Here is a 17,919-nt window from a genome sequence, read left to right as displayed (position 1 = left end):
TATTTTTCGACCTGTTCTAAATTCCAACTTTCTATCTGCTCAGTTTTAGCGGAGAATACCCGACACGTTCGCCTGCTCCACCGCCTCCCGGCGCCCGGAGACCCCCAGCTTGCCGAAGATACTGCTCAAATGAGTCTTCACCGTCACCAGCGTGACGCCGAGTTCTCCAGCGATAGACCGGTTGTCCATACCTCTGGCAACTAGACGCAGTACGCTCAGTTCCTTGGCCGTAAGCGGTTCGACCGTGGCGGACGACGGCGCTGCCTGAAACCCCGAACAGCGGAGCAGCGGACTCGATCGCAGCAGGCTGACCAGGCTCCGGACGTATACAGCCTCATCCTTCTGCCGCTCTCGGCCGTCTAAGCGAGCAAGCCGCTGGAGAAGGGACAGCATGGGCGCACCTTCGTCCACGAAAATACGCAGGTAACCGTTCTCTCGTCCCAGGGACAAGTTGCGCCGGAGAATTTCCATGCCTTGCTTCGTTCGGCCCACAGCATCGCAGGCGATAGCCAGCAGGTTGGATATTTCGATAGTGCCGGGCAGACGCTCCTCCTTCTCTGCAAATACCAGCAGGCGATCCAGGAGCAGTACTGCCTCTTCACCCCGTCTCCGGGCCAATAACACCCGAGCTAGGGTGATGTGCTCGTAGGCCCGAGCAGCACTGAGGCGATCATAAACGTCGAGGCGGCTATGCGCCAGCCAATCATCGAGCGATCCCGAATCGCCCGCCGCAAGATTGAGACGGGTCTTGAGAGAGGCTAGGGGGAGCAGCCACTGCGGCTGGCCAAGGGCTTTTACCTTTGTTTCACCTTCTGCAGCAACTTTTAGGGCCGCCGCCAAGTCACCGCGCGCTAGGTGGATCTTGGTCAGGGTGAACAGGGCTGGGATAAGAGCTCCGGTCTCTTCTGCCCTTTGGGCCTCCTCCATCCCTTCCACCAGGCTCTTGACTGCGGCGTCGATCTGGTTCCACTCGTACAGGGCCTCGGCGTTGGCTACCAGTGTGTAACCGGCTCGTGCGGCAGGGGCAGCCAAGCTTCTGAGTTTAAGGTGGCTGCGGTTCTCCATGGCCTGCGCCTTTTCTTTCAGGTGGCCGAACACTCCCAGCGGCCCACCCAGCAAGCTGGGTTCCAGCGGTTGCAATGCTCTGCTCCGCGCAGACGTGAAAACCTTCTCCCGGGCCTGGCCTGCATGGGCCAACCAGCGCAGAGATTCCGGTACATCTCTTCGTTTGAGCGCAAGGTAGGCCCTCAGGACGGCCCTGTCCACATCCATCCTGTTTTTGCCACCCATCCCGGGCTGTTTTTCCTCTGCCTCTCGGCCGGCAAAGTCGGCCTGCTCCAACCAGTGCTCCACCTCTGGAGTCCGGTCGGCCGCAACGGCGGCCCAGGCTTGCGCAACGCACAGACCAGGGCTTGTGTTCAGCACTGCGCACGGCAAGGCTGAGAGCCACCGAAATAGGGTCGCTATTTCGCCCCGGCTCAGCATGTCCGGGACCAGTCGTTCGATCAGACTGGTCGCCTGATCGTATTCTAGCCCCTGCAGGTAGTAGTCGACGGCTTCCGCGACCAGCCCCTCAGCCTCACACCAACGGGCGGCCTTCCCATATAGGCCGGGAATCTGCGCCGAAGATCTTTTCTGAAGGAGGCCTTGCAAAAATTCGGCAAAGAGCTGGTGATAGACGTACCAGCCATCATTTTCATCCAGGCAAGCCACAAACCCGCATGTCCGCGCTACCGTGGTGAGAAGGGCTCCACAGTCAGACATCCCGGTCACCGCGTCGCACAGCGGCCCGGAAAGACGGCCCAAGAAGGATGTCTGAAGCAGGAATTCCCGCACATTTGGCGCAAACCCGTCGAATACCTCTTCCATAAAGTAGCCGGCAAGAAGTCGGTTGTTACCCCCGAATCGCTTAATCACCGCGGCCTTGTCACCGCCTTCCAGCAAAGACAGAGCCGCCATCTGCATCCCGGCGGCCCAACCTCCGGTACGGTGTGTCAACGTTTCGGCCTCCTCGCCGGTGAGATCTATGTTTTTCTGACTGTAGAAGGCCGCCACTTCCCCGGTGGCAAAGACGAGGTCACGAACGGTCAATTCCGCCACCTGTCCGACGGTCCTGAGGCGGGACATCTGCAGAGGCGGTTCTGTGCGTCCGACGATGATCGGATGCAGCAGCTGAGGTGCGTAGCGCACCAGGAATGAGAGAGTTTCGTGAACAAGGGGTTCACTGATGACGTGATAATCGTCGAGGACCAGGGCACAATCGAAGGGTAATTGCGACAAATCGTCGATGAGCAGAGAAATGATCGTTTCCCAAGGCGGATTGGTTGAAGAATGCAGTATGGGCGACGTTTCCCTGCCAATACCCTCCTTAAGACCGCTTAGGGCAGCTGTAACATAGGTCCAAAAGCGCACCGGGTCGTTATCGCCGTCGTCCAAAGACAGCCAGGCCACGGGCAAACCCTTGTGCCCGGCCCACTGAGCCACGGCGCTTGTCTTGCCGAACCCTGCAGGGGCTGTCACCAAGGTGAGTCCGTTTTGTACCATCCCGTCCAAACGGGAATAGACCCGCGGACGTTCCACCAAGCTAGACAAGCTGCGCGGCATTTGCAGCTTAGTCTGAAGCAAAGGAACCTTGAGTGTAAAATTATTTAAGGGAATAACCTTTCTTTTCATGCCGCCACCTCATAATATATAAATTCCTGTCTGTGAAGATAATGAAACTCGTCAATTATCCAGCTAAATTTATAGGGAAACGCAAATTCCACAATATCAACAATCTTCCAGCCCTTTTAAATAAAAATTTCTACGGCTTTCTTTGATTTCCTCTAATTAGATCGATAATAATTCGGAAAATACTTAAATAAACTCTAATATTCCTGCACCTTAGCCAAAAACCTTAATCTATGCGTGGCATAGTATTTGTATCATAGGAATCTACAATTTTTGTGAATGAACTTCCCCTAACCAAGTACCTCTCTCTCCTCAATCCGTATTTTAAACACAAACTCCACTTCAGCAAGCGACTCAACTCTAACCTCTCAACTAATTTCCCAAACGAATCCCATCAAACTTATCCAGTAGCTTACTTTCCCTAGCATAATCGCTTCATGGCTATCCTCTACATAATACTGGGCAGCATGTCCGGTATTTAACACAAGTTTCTTTGTTAGAAAATCGACAGTATAAGTTTTTTGGAGCAGCGCATCGCCCATATATTCACCCTATAAATGTCCTTCAAATTGACATACTAAAAGTAGTAAAATTTAAATTTGGAGGTCACTATGGTGAATAGTAGTAAACCAACAAATCGACTGATAAACGAAAAAAGTCCATATCTCTTGCAACATGCGTATAATCCTGTTAATTGGTACCCCTGGGGAGAGGAAGCTTTCACCCTATCAAAAAGAGAAAACAAGCCTATATTCCTAAGTATTGGCTATTCCACTTGTCACTGGTGCCACGTCATGGAACGTGAATCATTTGAAGATGAAGCCGTTGCAGCTTTACTTAATCGCTGGTTTATCTCAATTAAAGTAGACCGGGAAGAACGCCCGGATGTTGACCATATGTACATGGCCTTTTGCCAAGCACTTACCGGATCAGGCGGCTGGCCCCTCACTATTATTATGACTCCCGAGAAAAAGCCATTTTTCGCAGGAACGTATTTCCCCAAAACAGAACACCATGGATATCACGGGCTCATGGAACTCTTAGAACAAGTGGGAACTCTCTGGAGAACGAGTGAGAACAAACTGCGAGAATCTGCCGATCAGATTGTGGCTGCCGTCCAATCAGGACTTGCTTTACCCAAGAAAGCCTCGACTCCTATCGATAATAGTCAAAATACTTCCGACTCCAACAAGGCATGGGAAAAAGATGTTATTGATAAAGCCTATGCTGCCCTTGAACAAAACTTTGATCCACGCTATGGAGGATTTGGGCGAGCTCCTAAGTTTCCCTCTCCACATACTCTGACCTTTCTTCTTCGCTATGCCGAGAATCATCCTCAGAGCAATGCCTTAGCAATGGTTCGCAAAACTCTTAACGGAATGGCACGAGGCGGCATGTATGATCATATCGGCTTTGGCTTTGCCCGATATAGTACGGATGAAAAATGGCTGATTCCTCACTTCGAAAAGATGCTCTATGATAATGCATTACTTGCTCTAGCCTACTTAGAAAGCTTTCAAGTCACTCACTCCCCAGAGCATGCCAAAGTAGCTCAGGATATTTTCACCTATGTGCTTCGTGACATGACTTCACCTGAAGGTGGTTTTTATTCTGCAGAAGATGCCGATGCCGAGGACCAAGAAGGCAAATTCCATGTCTGGACTCCCCAAGAAGTTGAAGCAGTTCTGGATATGGAAACAGCTCAAAAATATTGCAGTGTCTATGACATTTCTGCCAAAGGGAACTTCGAAGGAAAGAGTATCCCTAATCTGTTACAAGGCAATATCCACAAGCTAGACCAGGAAAGTTCCTTAGCAGAAGTGGATGTTATCAAATCCTTGGAAAGTGCCCGCCAAGCTCTCTTCTCTGCCCGAGAAAAACGAATTCATCCCCATAAAGATGATAAAATCCTAACATCCTGGAACGGTCTTATGATTGCTGCCTTAGCCAAAGGTGCTCAAGTGCTTGGCAACAAAACCTATCTGGAAGCAGGGGAAAAAGCCGCCGACTTTATATTAACTCATTTAAGACGAGTTGATGGCCGTCTCTTGGCTCGTTACCGTGAAGGAGATTCAGCCATTCTGGGTTACTTAGATGATTATTCCTTCTTTATATGGGGCCTGTTGGAGCTTTACTTTGCAAGCGGAAAACCGCTTTTTCTCCAAACAGCACTCCTCCTTCAAGAAGAACAGGATCGTCTCTTTTTTGATACCCAGAGAGGAGGATATTTCCTAACAGGTTCAGATGGGGAAAAACTTCTCTTCCGTCCAAAGGAAAGTTACGATGGAGCAATTCCTTCCGGAAACTCAATAACTACCCTTAACCTGCTTCGTTTTGGCCAGCTCACAGGCAGTAAATATTGGAAAGAAAAAGCAGAGCAACAGCTTCTTGATTTTCGAACCGTTCTCGAAGCGCATCCTTCCGGATATACAGCCTTTTTACAAGCTCTACAGTTTGCACTCCATCCCACTCAAGAATTGATTCTGGCTGGGTCCCTTGATTCAGAAGAGCTCTCAATGATGAGAAACCTCTTCTTCTCCGAGTTTCGCCCCTATGCATCGGTACTTTATCAAGAAGGGAGTCTCGGCGAGTTAGTTCCTTGGATTGAGAATTATCCCCTTGCCTCGGACCAAACCGCAGCCTATTTATGTCAGAACTTTACATGTCAACAACCGGTTTATGAAGTAGATCAGTTCGCAAGACTCCTGGAACAATTCTAGCTCAAAAACAACCCTATCTTCCTTATGATAAATTGGGTAAAACAAAAGAAGCCTTTTAGTCCTTTAGCACAAAAGGCTTCTTTTGTTTTACCTGTAATTAAGAAATTTGGCTGGTAACCGAGGACACTGACTCCACACGTGTTAACTTAACAAAGAAGCACCTTAACGGTTATCTACCGCCACAATCATAAGTGACGGACATTCTGCCAAATTGTAGTCAATTGGTGATGGAAGCTCTATTTCGTTCTCATAAAACACCCTAACATAAGGGCGATTGGGGAACGCAGGATTCTGTTTAACCACATTCCCCCTTTGTCCATTACTCAGAAGAATTCCTGACCCTGAAGGGTAAATAGCAATGTGTTTCTTAAAAACTTCTAAGGTTTGTGGACAAAAATGTGAATTAGACTGAGATACAATATACTCAAAAGCTTCATTGGGCTCGACGGCTTTACGGTAGACCCGTTTGCTGGTCAAAGCTTCATAAACATCCGCTATTGCAGCAAGTCTGGCATATTCATGAATTTCCTTACCTTTTAAGCCTCGAGGATAACCGGAACCGTCCCACTTTTCTTGGTGTTGGAAGGCTACATGAGCAGACAGTAAACTTAAATCATTATTCTTGCGCAAAATATTAAAACCATCCACAGTATGGTCTTTAATCCTATTAAATTCCTCCTCCGTCAGAGGTGTCTTCTTGTTAAGAATTGATTCAGGAATTAAAATTTTACCAATATCATGCATGAGAATACCCATGCCAAACTCAATCAGTTTCTGCTCAGAATAACCTGAAGCTATACCTAATACAAGTCCTAGGATGGATGTATTAATGGAGTGATGAAACGTGTAATTATCATACCCCTGTATCTCAGTTAAATTTCCTAATATATCAGCACTAAACAATAGATCATTAATCATTTGCTGAACAGTAGAACGTACATCCGCAACCACTAAGGATCCTTCCAGACCACTTTCGATATAACTGCTAACATGTTTAATAGTTTTATAAGCGACTTCGCGAGTTTGTCCTGTAATTGACATATGAAATTCTACGTCTTCCAATCGGTCATCCTGGATAAAAAGAACATCATACCCCAAAGCTTGCAAACGTTTAATATAAGAAGCGGTCATGCGAACTCCAGTCTGTAAGAGAACTTTACCTGAAGAATTGATCACAGGACGTGCTAAAATTGATCCTTCCTCAACATAACGAGTATTTACCAACCGCATCAAATCTTCACCCTATCCAAATATTGAGTCTAATTATTGCCTAAAGCTTTTATTTCGTCAAAATTCACTAAAAACCTTTATGATTTATGATTTCCATAAAATTTTTCCCTTTAGTCCTATTAAACTTACGGTTTCGGGAATCAAATCAGACGCGGCAATTATTTTCAATATTAATGGATACAGCACTAGATTTCCTTAGTCAAGACAGTTTTAGTAAAGCAAAAATGTTCGACATCAACTAAACCTAGATCCGATAGTTTTAAAGTTGGAATCACTGGCAAGGAAAGGAAGGCAAGAGTCATAAAAGGATCTACTAATTCACTAATACCAAGGCTTAAAGCACTGTCGTGCAATTCACTTAAACTCTGTGCCACTTCTTCAGCATTTTGATCCGTCATTAATCCGGCAATAGGTAAAGGAAGCTTTCCAATGACTTTTTGACCATCCACAAGACAAAGGCCTCCCCCCATCTCAACACAGGATTTGATGGCTAAATTCATCTCATTGTCACTCATCCCCACAACCACTAAGTTATGTGAATCATGAGCAACCGTTGAGGCAATAGCCCCTTTTCTTAAGCCTAATCCTTGGACAAATGCAAGCCCAACATTACCTGTTTGACGATGCCGCTCAAGCACAGCTAGTTTAGCAACTTTTTGCTCCGGGTCAGCATGTACAAGACCATCGCAAACCGGTAAGTTCCGTATCAAAGCAGTGGTCACCAAGGAATGGGCTTGAACTCCAATAACCTGAACCGGAACATTATTTTTTGCATACTCATTGGCAAAAACTTCGAGTTTAGCCGGCGACCAGTTTCCGAGGTGAACACTATCCGTAAGTCCCGCAAGATTGAAGCGTGGAAATTTTGGCCGCTCGTTCCTTGTACTTTGCCTAACACCGCGCCAATATACTTCACGAATCTGAAAACTGTTAAGATCATCAAGGACGACAAAATCCGCTTGATAACCCGGTCCTACAGCGCCGAGATTCTTAAGTCCTATTGCACGTGCCGCATTGATTGTTGCCATTTGGATGACTTGAATAGGATCCATTCCGGCTTGTATCGCCAACCGAACTAGATGATCAATACTGCCTTCTTGCATTAGATCTCTCGGATGACGATCATCCGTCACCAAAAGACACTGTCCGGCATTACAAGGAGTAACTGCCGGCAACAGATCTAAGAGATTTTTAGCAGCACTTCCTTCTCGAAGCATAACATGAAAGCCGCGCCGCAGACGCTCTCTGGCTTCTTCAACCGTAGAACACTCATGTTCCGTGTGTATCCCGGCCAGATAATAGGCATTCAGATCCTGGGGAGATATTCCTGGCGCATGACCATCAAAAAACGGTACCGGCAGGCTTAGTTTCTCAACCATATCAGGTTTAGCCTGGATCACTCCCATATAATCCATGACTTCACCTAGTCCGATTACTCTAGGGTGAGAAACTAAGGTTCTCAAATCATCAGCCTGGAGGTTGGCTCCTGAAGTCTCCATATCCGTAGCAGGAACACAAGAAGGAAGCGCAACAAAAGCATTAAAAGGCAATTTATCTACACTGTCAAGGATATATTGAATACCTTTCAGACCCAAAACATTAGCAATTTCATGAGGATCGACAACAGCCGTTGTAACACCATGGGAAAGAAGAATTGAGCAAAACTCTTCCGGACAAAGATGAGAACTTTCAATGTGGACATGTCCGTCAATCAAGCCAGGAACAACGTACTTCCCTGATAAATCCAATTCCTGTTTAGCTTCCTGAAAACCCCCAATCCCCATGAAAGTGCCTTTATGAATCCCAATATCTGTTTCATGGATTTCTCCTGAAAAGACATTAACCAGCTTAGCATGTCTTAAAATCATATCAATCTTAACCAGCCCACGGGCTGCATCCATTCTTTCCTTAAAGCTCGACACACTATTTCACTCCCATCCAACAGATATTTGAAAACCTGGCAGGTGCCAGTGTTATATTTTCCGAGTGATATTGTAAAGGCTTGGCTAAGAAGCCAAGCCAAAGTCGGTGAAGTCCGCTGTCTCTCTACAGTAGTCCTACTCGTTTCATGACTCGATTCAAACTCCGCGTAGAACTTAGCTTAAGCTTAGAAACATCAATGGTTAACAATTGCCGATCTTTCATGACGATTTGCCCGTCAACCATGGTTAAACGTACATCTGAGGATGTTGCCTGATAAACTAACTGTGAATATACATCCACATGATCAATAGGCCAAGTGTGCAGTCCCTGGAGCGTTACGACAGCCAAATCCGCATTTTTCCCCACCTCTAGACTTCCCAAATCATGTTCATGTCCAATGGCCCTGGCACCTCCTAATGTTGCTAACTCAAAGACCTCCCTGGCCGGCATGACCGTTGGTCCATGCAAAGGTTTTTGAATCAAAGCAGCATGCCGCATCTCTCGGAATCCATCGAGATTATTGTTGCAGGGCGCTCCGTCAGCACTCAAGGAGACTTCCGCTCCAAGTTTTAAGAGTTCAGGAATCGGCGCGATTCCTGAAGCCAACTTCAAATTAGAAGAAGGGCAATGCGATACCCTGGTCCTGCTCTTAACCAAAATCTCCTTTTCCACCTCATCAAGCCAAATACAATGGGCAATAATCAGATTTGGCCCCGTTAAACCGACTTGATCCAAGTATACGATATTGCGCATTCCCCTTGTGCTCTCAACAACTTGAATTTCCGAACGATTTTCAGAAGCATGAGTATGGACAAAGACATTTTTTTCTCGAGCCAAACGAGAGACTTCTTTTAGTAACGTATCTGTACAGGAAATAACAAACCGGGGAGTCAGAGCTATTTCCAAACGCCCATTTCCTTTGCCATGATACTTTTCTAATAAATCAACACTTTCTTGCAGAGAAGCCTCAGTGGTTTCCCGCAACGAAGGTGGAATGTCCTCATTACAATCATCCATCATAACCTTTCCGGACAAAGCTCTCAAACCACTGGAAAGTATAGCCTCAAAAGCATGTTCGGTATGATGAACAGTCTCCATGTCTACAATTGTCGTTGTGCCGCCAAGAAATAACTCCCCGATTCCAAGCAGGGCAGAGTCATAAATTGATTCTGGATCATGCCCGCCTTCTAGCGGCCAAATTCTTAATTTCAGCCAATCCAATAATTCTAAATCATCCCCCTGCCCCCGGAACAAAGTCTGACAGAGATGAATATGAGTTTGTATTAATCCAGGAATGAGCAAATCTCCCTTTAGATCAATAATTTGGTCGGCAGCTTGGTCAATAACTCCCCCAACTGCTGCGATCTGAGATCCATCCACCAGCAGATCTCCCTTAATAACCTCGCGCTCAGCATTCATTGTTACAATAGTTGCATTTTTAAAGAGAATACGCATGATTCCCATCCTTTCCTTTCATGCCAAGGCGCTTAGAGTTGAATGTAAAGCGCCAAGCAATAAGGTTTTTCTTGGAGAGATGTGTTGAAGACACATCTCTCCAAATCGTGATTTGCTGATCAGCCTCCACCGAGGATAAAGTGAACGATAAAGAGAATCGTTAACGTGTAGGTTACAGCATTATTGTCTTTGTGTTTTCCTGTAATCAGTTTAATAATCGTATAGGACATGAAGCCAAAAGCAAGACCTTGAGCAATTGAGAAGGTTAATGGCATCATGACAATAGTCATAAAGGCTGGAAAAGCTTCAGTGAAGTCCTCAAAATTAATTTGCACTACTTCACTCATCATCAAAACACCAACCAATATGAGAACCGGCGCCGTTGCTTGCCCAGGTATCAAGCCAACGAGAGGAGCAAAGATTAAGGAAATTGCAAAAAGCACTGCTACTACAACGGCTGTTAATCCGCTTTTACCGCCTTCAGCAACACCAGAAGCACTTTCAATATACGAAGTTACCGTTGGAGTTCCCATTGTCGCCCCAAACATAGTCCCTATTGAATCTGCCATCAAGGCCTTTCCTGCACGAGGTAAGTTTCCTTTTTCATCTAACAAACCTGCTTTGCGGGAAACTCCTAGCAGCGTACCGATGTTGTCAAATAAATCAACAAAGGTAAAGGCAAAGAGGATTGAAATGAAACCGTATTTTATAGCCCCCATAATATCAAGCTGGAATGCAACAGGAGCGATGGCGGATAAAGGATTGGACGTTGCAATGAAGCTGGATATTCCCGTCGGCAGTGGAGAAACTCCTAAGATCATGCTGAAAATAGTAGTCACTGCGATACCGATTAACAAACCGCCTTTAACATTTTTGGCCATCATCCAGCCCGTCACAATGAGACCGAAGATTGTGACCAAAACCCCCGGGGATTTCATATCCCCTAAAGCCACAAACGTATCTGGGTTGGATACAATAAGACCGCCGTTTTTTAGTCCAATAAACGCAATAAATAAGCCTATCCCTACTCCAATAGAGAGTCGCAAAACCTGAGGTACACCTTCAATAATCCATTCCCGAACCTTTGTCACAGTCATAAGGAAGAATACAAGTCCAGAGATAAAGACAGCACCAAGAGCAGTTTGCCAGCTAAGCCCCATACCAAGCACAACAGCATAGGTAAAAAAGGCATTTAGCCCCATTCCCGGAGCTAAAGCAATTGGGTAATTAGCATAGGCACCCATAATGAGTGTCCCGACGGCTGCAGCAATAGCTGTCGCTGCAAAAGTGGCACTTACCGGCATTCCTGCATCTTTTAAGATATTAGGATTGACAAACAAAATGTAGGCCATGGTAACAAAGGTGGTTATTCCAGCTAATACTTCCGTTCGTACATTGGTTCCTAATTCATTGAGATGAAAATACTTTTCTAAAAAACCTTCTGGTTGATCCGATGGTGGCTTCTGCTTATTTGTAACGGTTGACATGGACAGCCCTCCCATTAAAATAATTTCCTCATGCGATTTCAATTGGTAGTTTAAGCTGAATTTACTGATTCTATTAAACTTTTGCGGGATGCTTCCTTATAATTTTTTAGAATAAGTGCATCTAAAGCCTAACATTAAAGGGATTAAACTTAAACTATTGACATAATTGTTTGCATTCTTACTCATAGACCTTGCGGAATAATCAATTTGATAAATTTTTCGGAAAACATACTAGACGTTCTTACTGAATTCCCCTTTTTGCTTTAAACCAATTAAATGAATCTTTCTTTATCCCTCCTTTTTCTCTTCTAGCCCTCGCAGAATCTTTTCTGGAGTCGCTGGCAAAGACGTAATTCTTACTCCCACGGCATCATCAATAGCATTAATGACAGCCGCAACAGTTGGAAGCATTGCCGGTTCTCCAAGCCCCTTTGCCCCAAAAGGACCGGTACACTCTGCATCTTCCACATAAAATGCTTCTATAGCAGGCACATCTAAGGCCGTGGGAATCAAGTAACTGGAAAAGGCCGGGTTTTTGATTTTGCCCTCTTGCAGTTCAACTTCCTCAAGCAAGGCATAGCCAATTCCTTGAGTTACTCCACCTGCAATTTGCCCTTCCACTTGAGTGGGGTTTAAAGCTTTTCCTACATCATGAACAGCAACCACTTTGAGAACCTGAACCATACCGGTTTCGGTATCAACTTCAACCTCTGCCATTTGACAGCCAAAAGCATAAGGCCAATATGGCGCTCCCTGACCGGTTTCCGGATGGACAGGTGTTGAACATGCAGTAGAGCTTTCTGCACTTATAAAGCGTTCCCCCTGTAGCCGGGCTTGAAATACCATTTCAGCTAAGGGCATTCTTCGGGAGGGATCTCCTTTGACACCTATATAACCATCCTTAAGTTCGAGTCCCTCAGAGTTGGGGCAGGAAAATTTACGTGCTGCAAAAACCAAAAGAGAAGACTTTGCCTGCCGAACAGCTTTTAGGACAGCATTCCCAGTATTATAAGTTTGTCGTGTGGCTGCAGTTGTTCCGGAATCCGGGGTTGCATCCGTATCACCGGAATAAACGCAGATATCCTGAGCCTTGAGTCCAAGCTCTTCTGCCGCGATCTGAGCAAAAATTGTGTTGCTTCCCTGACCAACATCTACGGCTCCGGTGAGCACTGTAGCCGAACCATCATCATGAATTTCTACAAAAGCACTGGATACATCAGGGAAACCATTTCCATATCCTGTACCATACCAAGAACAGCCTAAACCAATTCCCCTTTTTTTCATTGAGAATCTCCTCCTCTTTGGAGATAAGGTGCCACTTTTGCCAGGCACTGATCCAGCGGAACACTACCCGTCAAGATTTGTCCGGTAGCCGTTGTACTTCCAGCTTTAAAAAGGTTGAGTAAGCGAATTTCCAATGGAGAAATTCCAATTTCTTTAGCCAAAAGATCCATCTGACTCTCATAGGCTACCACCGTTTGAGCAGCACCGAAGCCGCGCATGGCACCGGTAAATGGATTATTCGTAAACACTGCATAACTGTCAATGGACACATTGGGAATCTCGTAGGGGCCGCTGGCATGAACTGCCGACTTGCGCAGAACATTGATACTCCAGGAAGCATAGGCACCGGCATCCCCGATAAACTTTGCTTCCATAGCCACTAGTTTTCCCTCTTTGGTCGCCCCAGTCTTATAATACATGCGCATGGGATGCCGCTTGGAATGGGAATAAAAAGATTCTTCCCGGTTGTTTTCCATTTTCACAGGCCGTAGTGTTTTCTGTGCCATTAAGGCTGCCATGATCTGGAGTGAGATGTCTTCACGACCTCCAAAGGCTCCTCCCACCGCTAAGGTCTTTACCTGAACCTGACTGAAACGCAGACCCAAAGCATGAGCAATTTCCCCTCGATCATAGTGAGCGTATTGGGTAGCCGTCTGGACAACGATGTGTCCCCGTTCATCAACATAGGCCAGCACTGCTTCAGGCTGCAAAAAAGCGTGGTCTACATGTTGAGTACTATATACTTTTTCAACGACTGCATCAGCCTTTGCCCAACCCTCTTCCACTCTTCCTTTGCGGATGGGCAAATGATACAGCACGTTCGTCGGGCTAAGGTTTGGATGTAGAGGAAGGACATCCGGTTTCATAGCCTCTTCCGGATCAAAGAGGGCAGGCAAAACCTCGTACTCTACCTCCACCAACTTAGCTGCAGCCCGAGCAATCTCTTCCGTTTCCGCTCCGACAACTGCTACCGGATCACCTACCATGCGAACATAATCCGCCAGAACAGGTTGATCACGAAAGAGAACGCCATGAGTATTATGAGGAACATCCTTCGCAGTTAAGACCGTAACCACACCAGACAGCTTCTTAGCCTGGTCACTATTAATACTTAACACTTTGGCATGGGGATGGGGACTGCGAAGAACGACCCCATAAATTTGATCAGGCAAGTTGACATCGGCAGGAAATTTCGTTTGTCCAAAGACCTTTCCCCAAGCATCTTCTCGAATAACCCGTGATCCTACCACTGAAGTATTCATTGCTTTCCCTCCTCAGCGGCTATTTTTACGGCACGCAGAATTTTATCATACCCCGTACAACGGCAGAGGTTTCCAGACATAGCTACTCTGATTTCCTTATCACTAGGCTGAGGGTTTTTATCCAGCAAATTTTTGGCTGTTAGGACCATCCCAGGGGTACAGAAGCCACATTGAACTGCTCCGGCTTCAACAAATGCCTTCTGTACAGGATGAGGAGAGCGACGATTTCCTACTCCTTCGATGGTAGTGATTACACTTCCATTAGCCTGAGCAGCTAAAACCAGACAGGAGTTTACTGTTTTACCGTCTATGATTACTGTACAAGCGCCACATTCTCCTTCGCCGCATCCTTCTTTTGTTCCGACAAGTCCTAAACGGCTGCGAAGTGTATCAATAAGACGCTCAGTCTCTTCAACGTTGATGGTATAAGGCCTATCATTGACAGTCAGTTTGATTTCAATCATGCTTGTCTCCCTCCCTGAGGAATGATGGATACTGAAGCCTCACGGAATACTCCTGCTACCGCCACTCGTTTATAAGGTGCCGATGCCCGAGTACCCAAAGCTTCCCTAACAATCCGCTGAACTTCAGATACTCCTTTTTCCAGCCATATTTCATTGAATGCTTGACCGCTTAATGCCATGCCGAGAGATTCACTCAAGAAGGCCCGCCTACCGACAGCACCTAAGGCAACTTGCACTTCTTCTGTCCGACTCCCCTTCATTTTGACTGCCATAGCAACACTCAGGCGAGCAATGGCTAAGGCCCGGCGACGGCCAAGTTTAGCGAAACCGCTCTGCATTCCTTTTAAAGGAATGCGAAATTCACGGATAAGAACTTTGTTGGCTAGGAGGGGATGACGATTTAAGAGTGTGGACAAAGGAACAATCTCCTCTCCTTCCGGTGAAATTAACTTTACCTCTGCACCTAGAGCCAGCAAAGGAGGTAAGCCATCTGCTGCAGGTGAACAATTTCCCAAGTTTCCGCCTAATGTCGCCTGATTGCGAATTTGCGGAGAACCCATGGATTGACAGGCCTGCCATAACGCATGAGCTTTCTGAAAAACCATTTCAGAGTTTCCTAATACTTCGAAAGTCGCCATACTGCCAATCTTTAAATATCCATTATCTTCTTTAATTTCACGAAGTACTGGAATCTTACCTAAATCGATAAGACCAGATGGCTGAACTTTACCTGTACGCATATGAAGGACAAGATCCGTTCCTCCGGCCAGAAAAGCGGCATCGTATGTTTGGGCCATTTCTATAGCCTCTTCCACACTATTTGGTTGAAAGTACTTCATTTTTCCACCTCTCAATTATTTTGACAACAAAAAAGCAACCTGTTTTGCATAATCTATAAGCCTTACCTGGCTCATAGAGAAGCAATTCCGGTTGCCTCGTAGAAACCCCCAAACCAATTATCAGGGTTATATGAGTAAAAAGAACCTATTCAATTATTAATAAATATTCACACTATATTATACAAATTCGCTATAGATCTTAATTATCCTTCTTATAACAAGAAAAAATAATTGGTATTTTAGGGAAATTTAGGTTTGAGAAGGGGCGGCCAAAAATCCACTTTCCATAACGCTTAATAAAACGGCGGAACCTATGGCACGTGCTTTTTCTGAAATCGTCCAACAAAAGCTTTCTTCTCCTCGAGGGTCAACATCCCCAATTTTAACATTGGCAGGGATAGTGATGTTTGTCCTCAATAACCCTCTCAAAACTCCATCGATTAAGGATACTACTTGAGTGGTGCGGTTTTCTTCAACTATTTCTCCCACACAATCTCCTGCAGAAACTTGATCCCCAATGGCTCGCTTTGCTCTAAAAATTCCAGCAGTCGTGGAATAGATCACACGCTCTCTGGAAATACCCTTAATCTCTCCAGGAACACCGGTATTTGGTTGAGCCGGTCCTTGATAAATGATTCGGCCGAGATTATGCCCTCGATTGGTTTCTATAACTATATCCACATCCTCACCAGCTTTAAATCCGGGACCTAAACCAATCGTCAGGGGAGCCATCGTCCTTTTGGTACCTAAATTTTGTTTTGCCATAATAGCATCCACTAAAATTAAAGGCATGAGCTCCGATAGTCTTCTCAACTCAGGGTCAACCAAAACAGGAATTTTCCCTTCCAGCCAAGCATCTTCACACTCTGATCCGGTCGAGCTTACACAACAAGCTTTTATTCCTTCAACTTGCCACTGGCCTTCTTCAACGGCCGTCCCAAAACAAACCGGCCAGCGAACCATCAGAGGCTTAGAAACTTCAGTCATCAGCACTCTAAACCCTGCTTTACTGAAAGCCCAACCTACACCCGAGGCTTGCTCTCCTGCCCCCCGAATTAAGACTAACGGTCTGTTGTTCACCAGATTATTAACCATACCCTTGTATCTCCTTATGAATTAAATAAAGCATCATATTGTTCCGGAGTATCCACATCCAAAAACAAGCTTTCTTCAACAGTATATTTTGACCAGCGTTCTGGGTAACGGTTCAAAACCATTCTTCCGCCCTGCTCCCCTTGAAGTGCTAAGAGTTCCGGAATATAGCGCTTATGAAAAAACACGGGAGATCCTGGCGTATTTCCCGCCATAGGGACTAAAAAGTCCGGCTGATACTTAAGAACCTCTTCCAAACAAGCAGATAGATCTTGAACTCTTACTCCTACTTGATCACCCGGCAAAAAAGCAACACTATGCATTTCAGCATTTAGGTCATGCAAACCCATGTTAATCGTCTCAGCAAGAGGTCTAGGTCGGGGAGAATGATTCCAAACTCCGCCATACTTGAAAAACTCTCTGACACCCTCTTCTGAAAGATAGGTTTCCACAGGTTTTCTGGCAATAACATGTATTTCTATTCCGCTCTGAGGATATAAGTCCTTATGTACTTTCATTACCTCAAGAACCGTCCCTATGACATACCCAAGCACTGTGCCGTTCTTCCATGGCAAGGCCAGTTTATCCTTCCCCATTCGTGTAGCCAAACCAGCGGCCATTACCACAAATCGAACCAACGCAGATCCCCCTTTTTGGCATCGCCTTCAGCTAAACGCAAATGACTGGGCTTTAAATCAGTCTTAACAGAGTTTTCCGACATTTCCATCCATTTCAACGATAAATCATGCAGCAAATCAAATGAATTCTCAGGATCAAACTCACCCATGTTTTCATTTGCTGTCTTTGCACTATTAAAGAGAATAACCCAATGCAGCATAGAATATTGCATATCAAAAACAGGAGACTTTAAAAAATATCTCCAAACGCTCTCCGAACTCCAGATCTCACCTAAAAGATCCTGACATTTGTGAGGTCTATGTACTGCATCTGGCTCTAAAACCTTTCCCCATAACCCCCTGTCCATGACCAGCACTCCACAATCTGAATACTTTGGTATTTGAGGTTCATAGTATTCCCAACACTTTAACCTGTGTTCACGGGCACCATCCCCTTCAATCACCCAATAGCGACGGCTGTCTGTCCTCAGTTCTTCAGCAATGGCTTTATCAACAGACAGAGCTGACGGACCTCTCCATTTTCCGCTTGAATCCTCGACTCCGTCATACCAAAACCACGCGCCCCTTTTCTGAGGAGGAGGATATAAATTCCTCCACGCATCCATAGTAAGCTCAGGATGTACTTTCGTCGTGGTTGTGGCAACAACCTCCAGACCGGCAGCCTCCATATCATGGGTAAGGGTTTGGAGGCAGGTGGTTTTTCCGCCTGCCCCAATAAAGGTTGTTACCCACAAGCGATGGGTCATATCCCAGAGACTCCCGCTTCCAGTAATCGATTGAGTAGGAAAATTTGTCGTTGAACTTGTCATATGCCCCTCATAACTTTTTTAAAATACTTGACCATTCAAATGGTAT

Annotated in this window: 14 protein-coding genes and 1 riboswitch; of the genes, 1 reads left to right on the top strand and 13 read right to left on the bottom strand. The window is 45.8% G+C overall.

Going from position 1 to position 17,919, the window contains the following annotated elements:
- Window positions 1–45: 45 nt before the first annotated feature.
- Together DESOR_RS06805 and DESOR_RS29275 are read right to left on the bottom strand one after the other, a co-directional pair.
- Entirely contained in the window at window positions 46–2,673 is a 2,628-nt protein-coding gene (locus DESOR_RS06805) for a winged helix-turn-helix domain-containing protein (RefSeq protein ID WP_014183869.1), read from the bottom strand.
- A gap of 365 nt (window positions 2,674–3,038) precedes the next feature.
- A complete protein-coding gene (locus tag DESOR_RS29275; protein ID WP_158309015.1) occupies window positions 3,039–3,212 on the bottom strand; it encodes a hypothetical protein in 174 nt (57 codons plus the stop codon).
- 69 nt (window positions 3,213–3,281) lie between these two features.
- On the opposite strand from DESOR_RS29275, the gene DESOR_RS06800 reads away from it, so the two are divergent.
- On the top strand, window positions 3,282–5,390 hold the full coding sequence (locus DESOR_RS06800) for a thioredoxin domain-containing protein (protein WP_014183868.1): 2,109 nt from the start codon (window positions 3,282–3,284) through the stop codon (window positions 5,388–5,390).
- Between the two features lie 162 nt (window positions 5,391–5,552).
- Here the strand turns inward: DESOR_RS06800 and DESOR_RS06795 are convergent, their stop codons facing one another.
- The 11 genes from DESOR_RS06795 to yqeC form a co-directional block, all read right to left on the bottom strand.
- Window positions 5,553–6,620: an HD-GYP domain-containing protein gene (locus tag DESOR_RS06795; protein ID WP_014183867.1), complete on the bottom strand. Its 1,068-nt coding sequence runs from the start codon at window positions 6,618–6,620 to the stop codon at window positions 5,553–5,555.
- 185 nt (window positions 6,621–6,805) lie between these two features.
- Window positions 6,806–8,542, bottom strand: coding sequence for an adenine deaminase (gene ade / locus DESOR_RS06790; RefSeq protein WP_014183866.1), 1,737 nt, complete (start codon window positions 8,540–8,542; stop codon window positions 6,806–6,808).
- Between the two features lie 124 nt (window positions 8,543–8,666).
- A complete protein-coding gene (locus DESOR_RS06785; protein ID WP_014183865.1) occupies window positions 8,667–9,998 on the bottom strand; it encodes a 5'-deoxyadenosine deaminase in 1,332 nt (443 codons plus the stop codon).
- A 119-nt stretch (window positions 9,999–10,117) separates the two neighbouring features.
- Window positions 10,118–11,485, bottom strand: a complete 1,368-nt coding sequence (locus tag DESOR_RS06780) for an NCS2 family permease (RefSeq protein WP_014183864.1) — start codon at window positions 11,483–11,485, stop codon at window positions 10,118–10,120.
- A gap of 288 nt (window positions 11,486–11,773) precedes the next feature.
- Window positions 11,774–12,769: a xanthine dehydrogenase family protein molybdopterin-binding subunit gene (locus tag DESOR_RS06775; protein ID WP_014183863.1), complete on the bottom strand. Its 996-nt coding sequence runs from the start codon at window positions 12,767–12,769 to the stop codon at window positions 11,774–11,776.
- A complete protein-coding gene (locus DESOR_RS06770) occupies window positions 12,766–14,031 on the bottom strand; it encodes a xanthine dehydrogenase family protein molybdopterin-binding subunit (protein ID WP_014183862.1) in 1,266 nt (421 codons plus the stop codon). The genes DESOR_RS06775 and DESOR_RS06770 overlap by 4 nt, the downstream gene beginning before the upstream one ends.
- Window positions 14,028–14,495 (bottom strand): (2Fe-2S)-binding protein, encoded by a 468-nt coding sequence (locus DESOR_RS06765; RefSeq protein ID WP_014183861.1) that lies wholly within the window; start codon window positions 14,493–14,495, stop codon window positions 14,028–14,030. Before DESOR_RS06765 ends, DESOR_RS06770 begins: the two co-directional genes overlap by 4 nt.
- Window positions 14,492–15,334 carry an FAD binding domain-containing protein gene (locus tag DESOR_RS06760; RefSeq protein ID WP_014183860.1) on the bottom strand — a complete coding sequence of 281 codons (843 nt, stop codon included), beginning with the start codon at window positions 15,332–15,334 and terminating at the stop codon, window positions 14,492–14,494. Before DESOR_RS06760 ends, DESOR_RS06765 begins: the two co-directional genes overlap by 4 nt.
- 54 nt (window positions 15,335–15,388) lie before the next feature.
- A riboswitch (purine riboswitch) is annotated at window positions 15,389–15,488 on the bottom strand.
- Between the two features lie 95 nt (window positions 15,489–15,583).
- Window positions 15,584–16,429: a selenium-dependent molybdenum cofactor biosynthesis protein YqeB gene (yqeB, locus tag DESOR_RS06755; RefSeq protein WP_014183859.1), complete on the bottom strand. Its 846-nt coding sequence runs from the start codon at window positions 16,427–16,429 to the stop codon at window positions 15,584–15,586.
- A gap of 14 nt (window positions 16,430–16,443) precedes the next feature.
- Window positions 16,444–17,064, bottom strand: a complete 621-nt coding sequence (locus DESOR_RS06750; protein WP_014183858.1) for a nucleotidyltransferase family protein — start codon at window positions 17,062–17,064, stop codon at window positions 16,444–16,446.
- The gene (yqeC, locus tag DESOR_RS06745; protein WP_014183857.1) at window positions 17,046–17,873 is read right to left on the bottom strand and encodes a selenium cofactor biosynthesis protein YqeC; all 828 of its coding nucleotides are present in this window, start codon (window positions 17,871–17,873) and stop codon (window positions 17,046–17,048) included. Before yqeC ends, DESOR_RS06750 begins: the two co-directional genes overlap by 19 nt.
- Window positions 17,874–17,919: the final 46 nt, after the last annotated feature.

Source organism: Desulfosporosinus orientis DSM 765, from assembly GCF_000235605.1.
GTDB classification, from domain to species: domain Bacteria; phylum Bacillota; class Desulfitobacteriia; order Desulfitobacteriales; family Desulfitobacteriaceae; genus Desulfosporosinus; species Desulfosporosinus orientis.
This window is presented reverse-complemented; position numbering and strand designations above follow the sequence as displayed.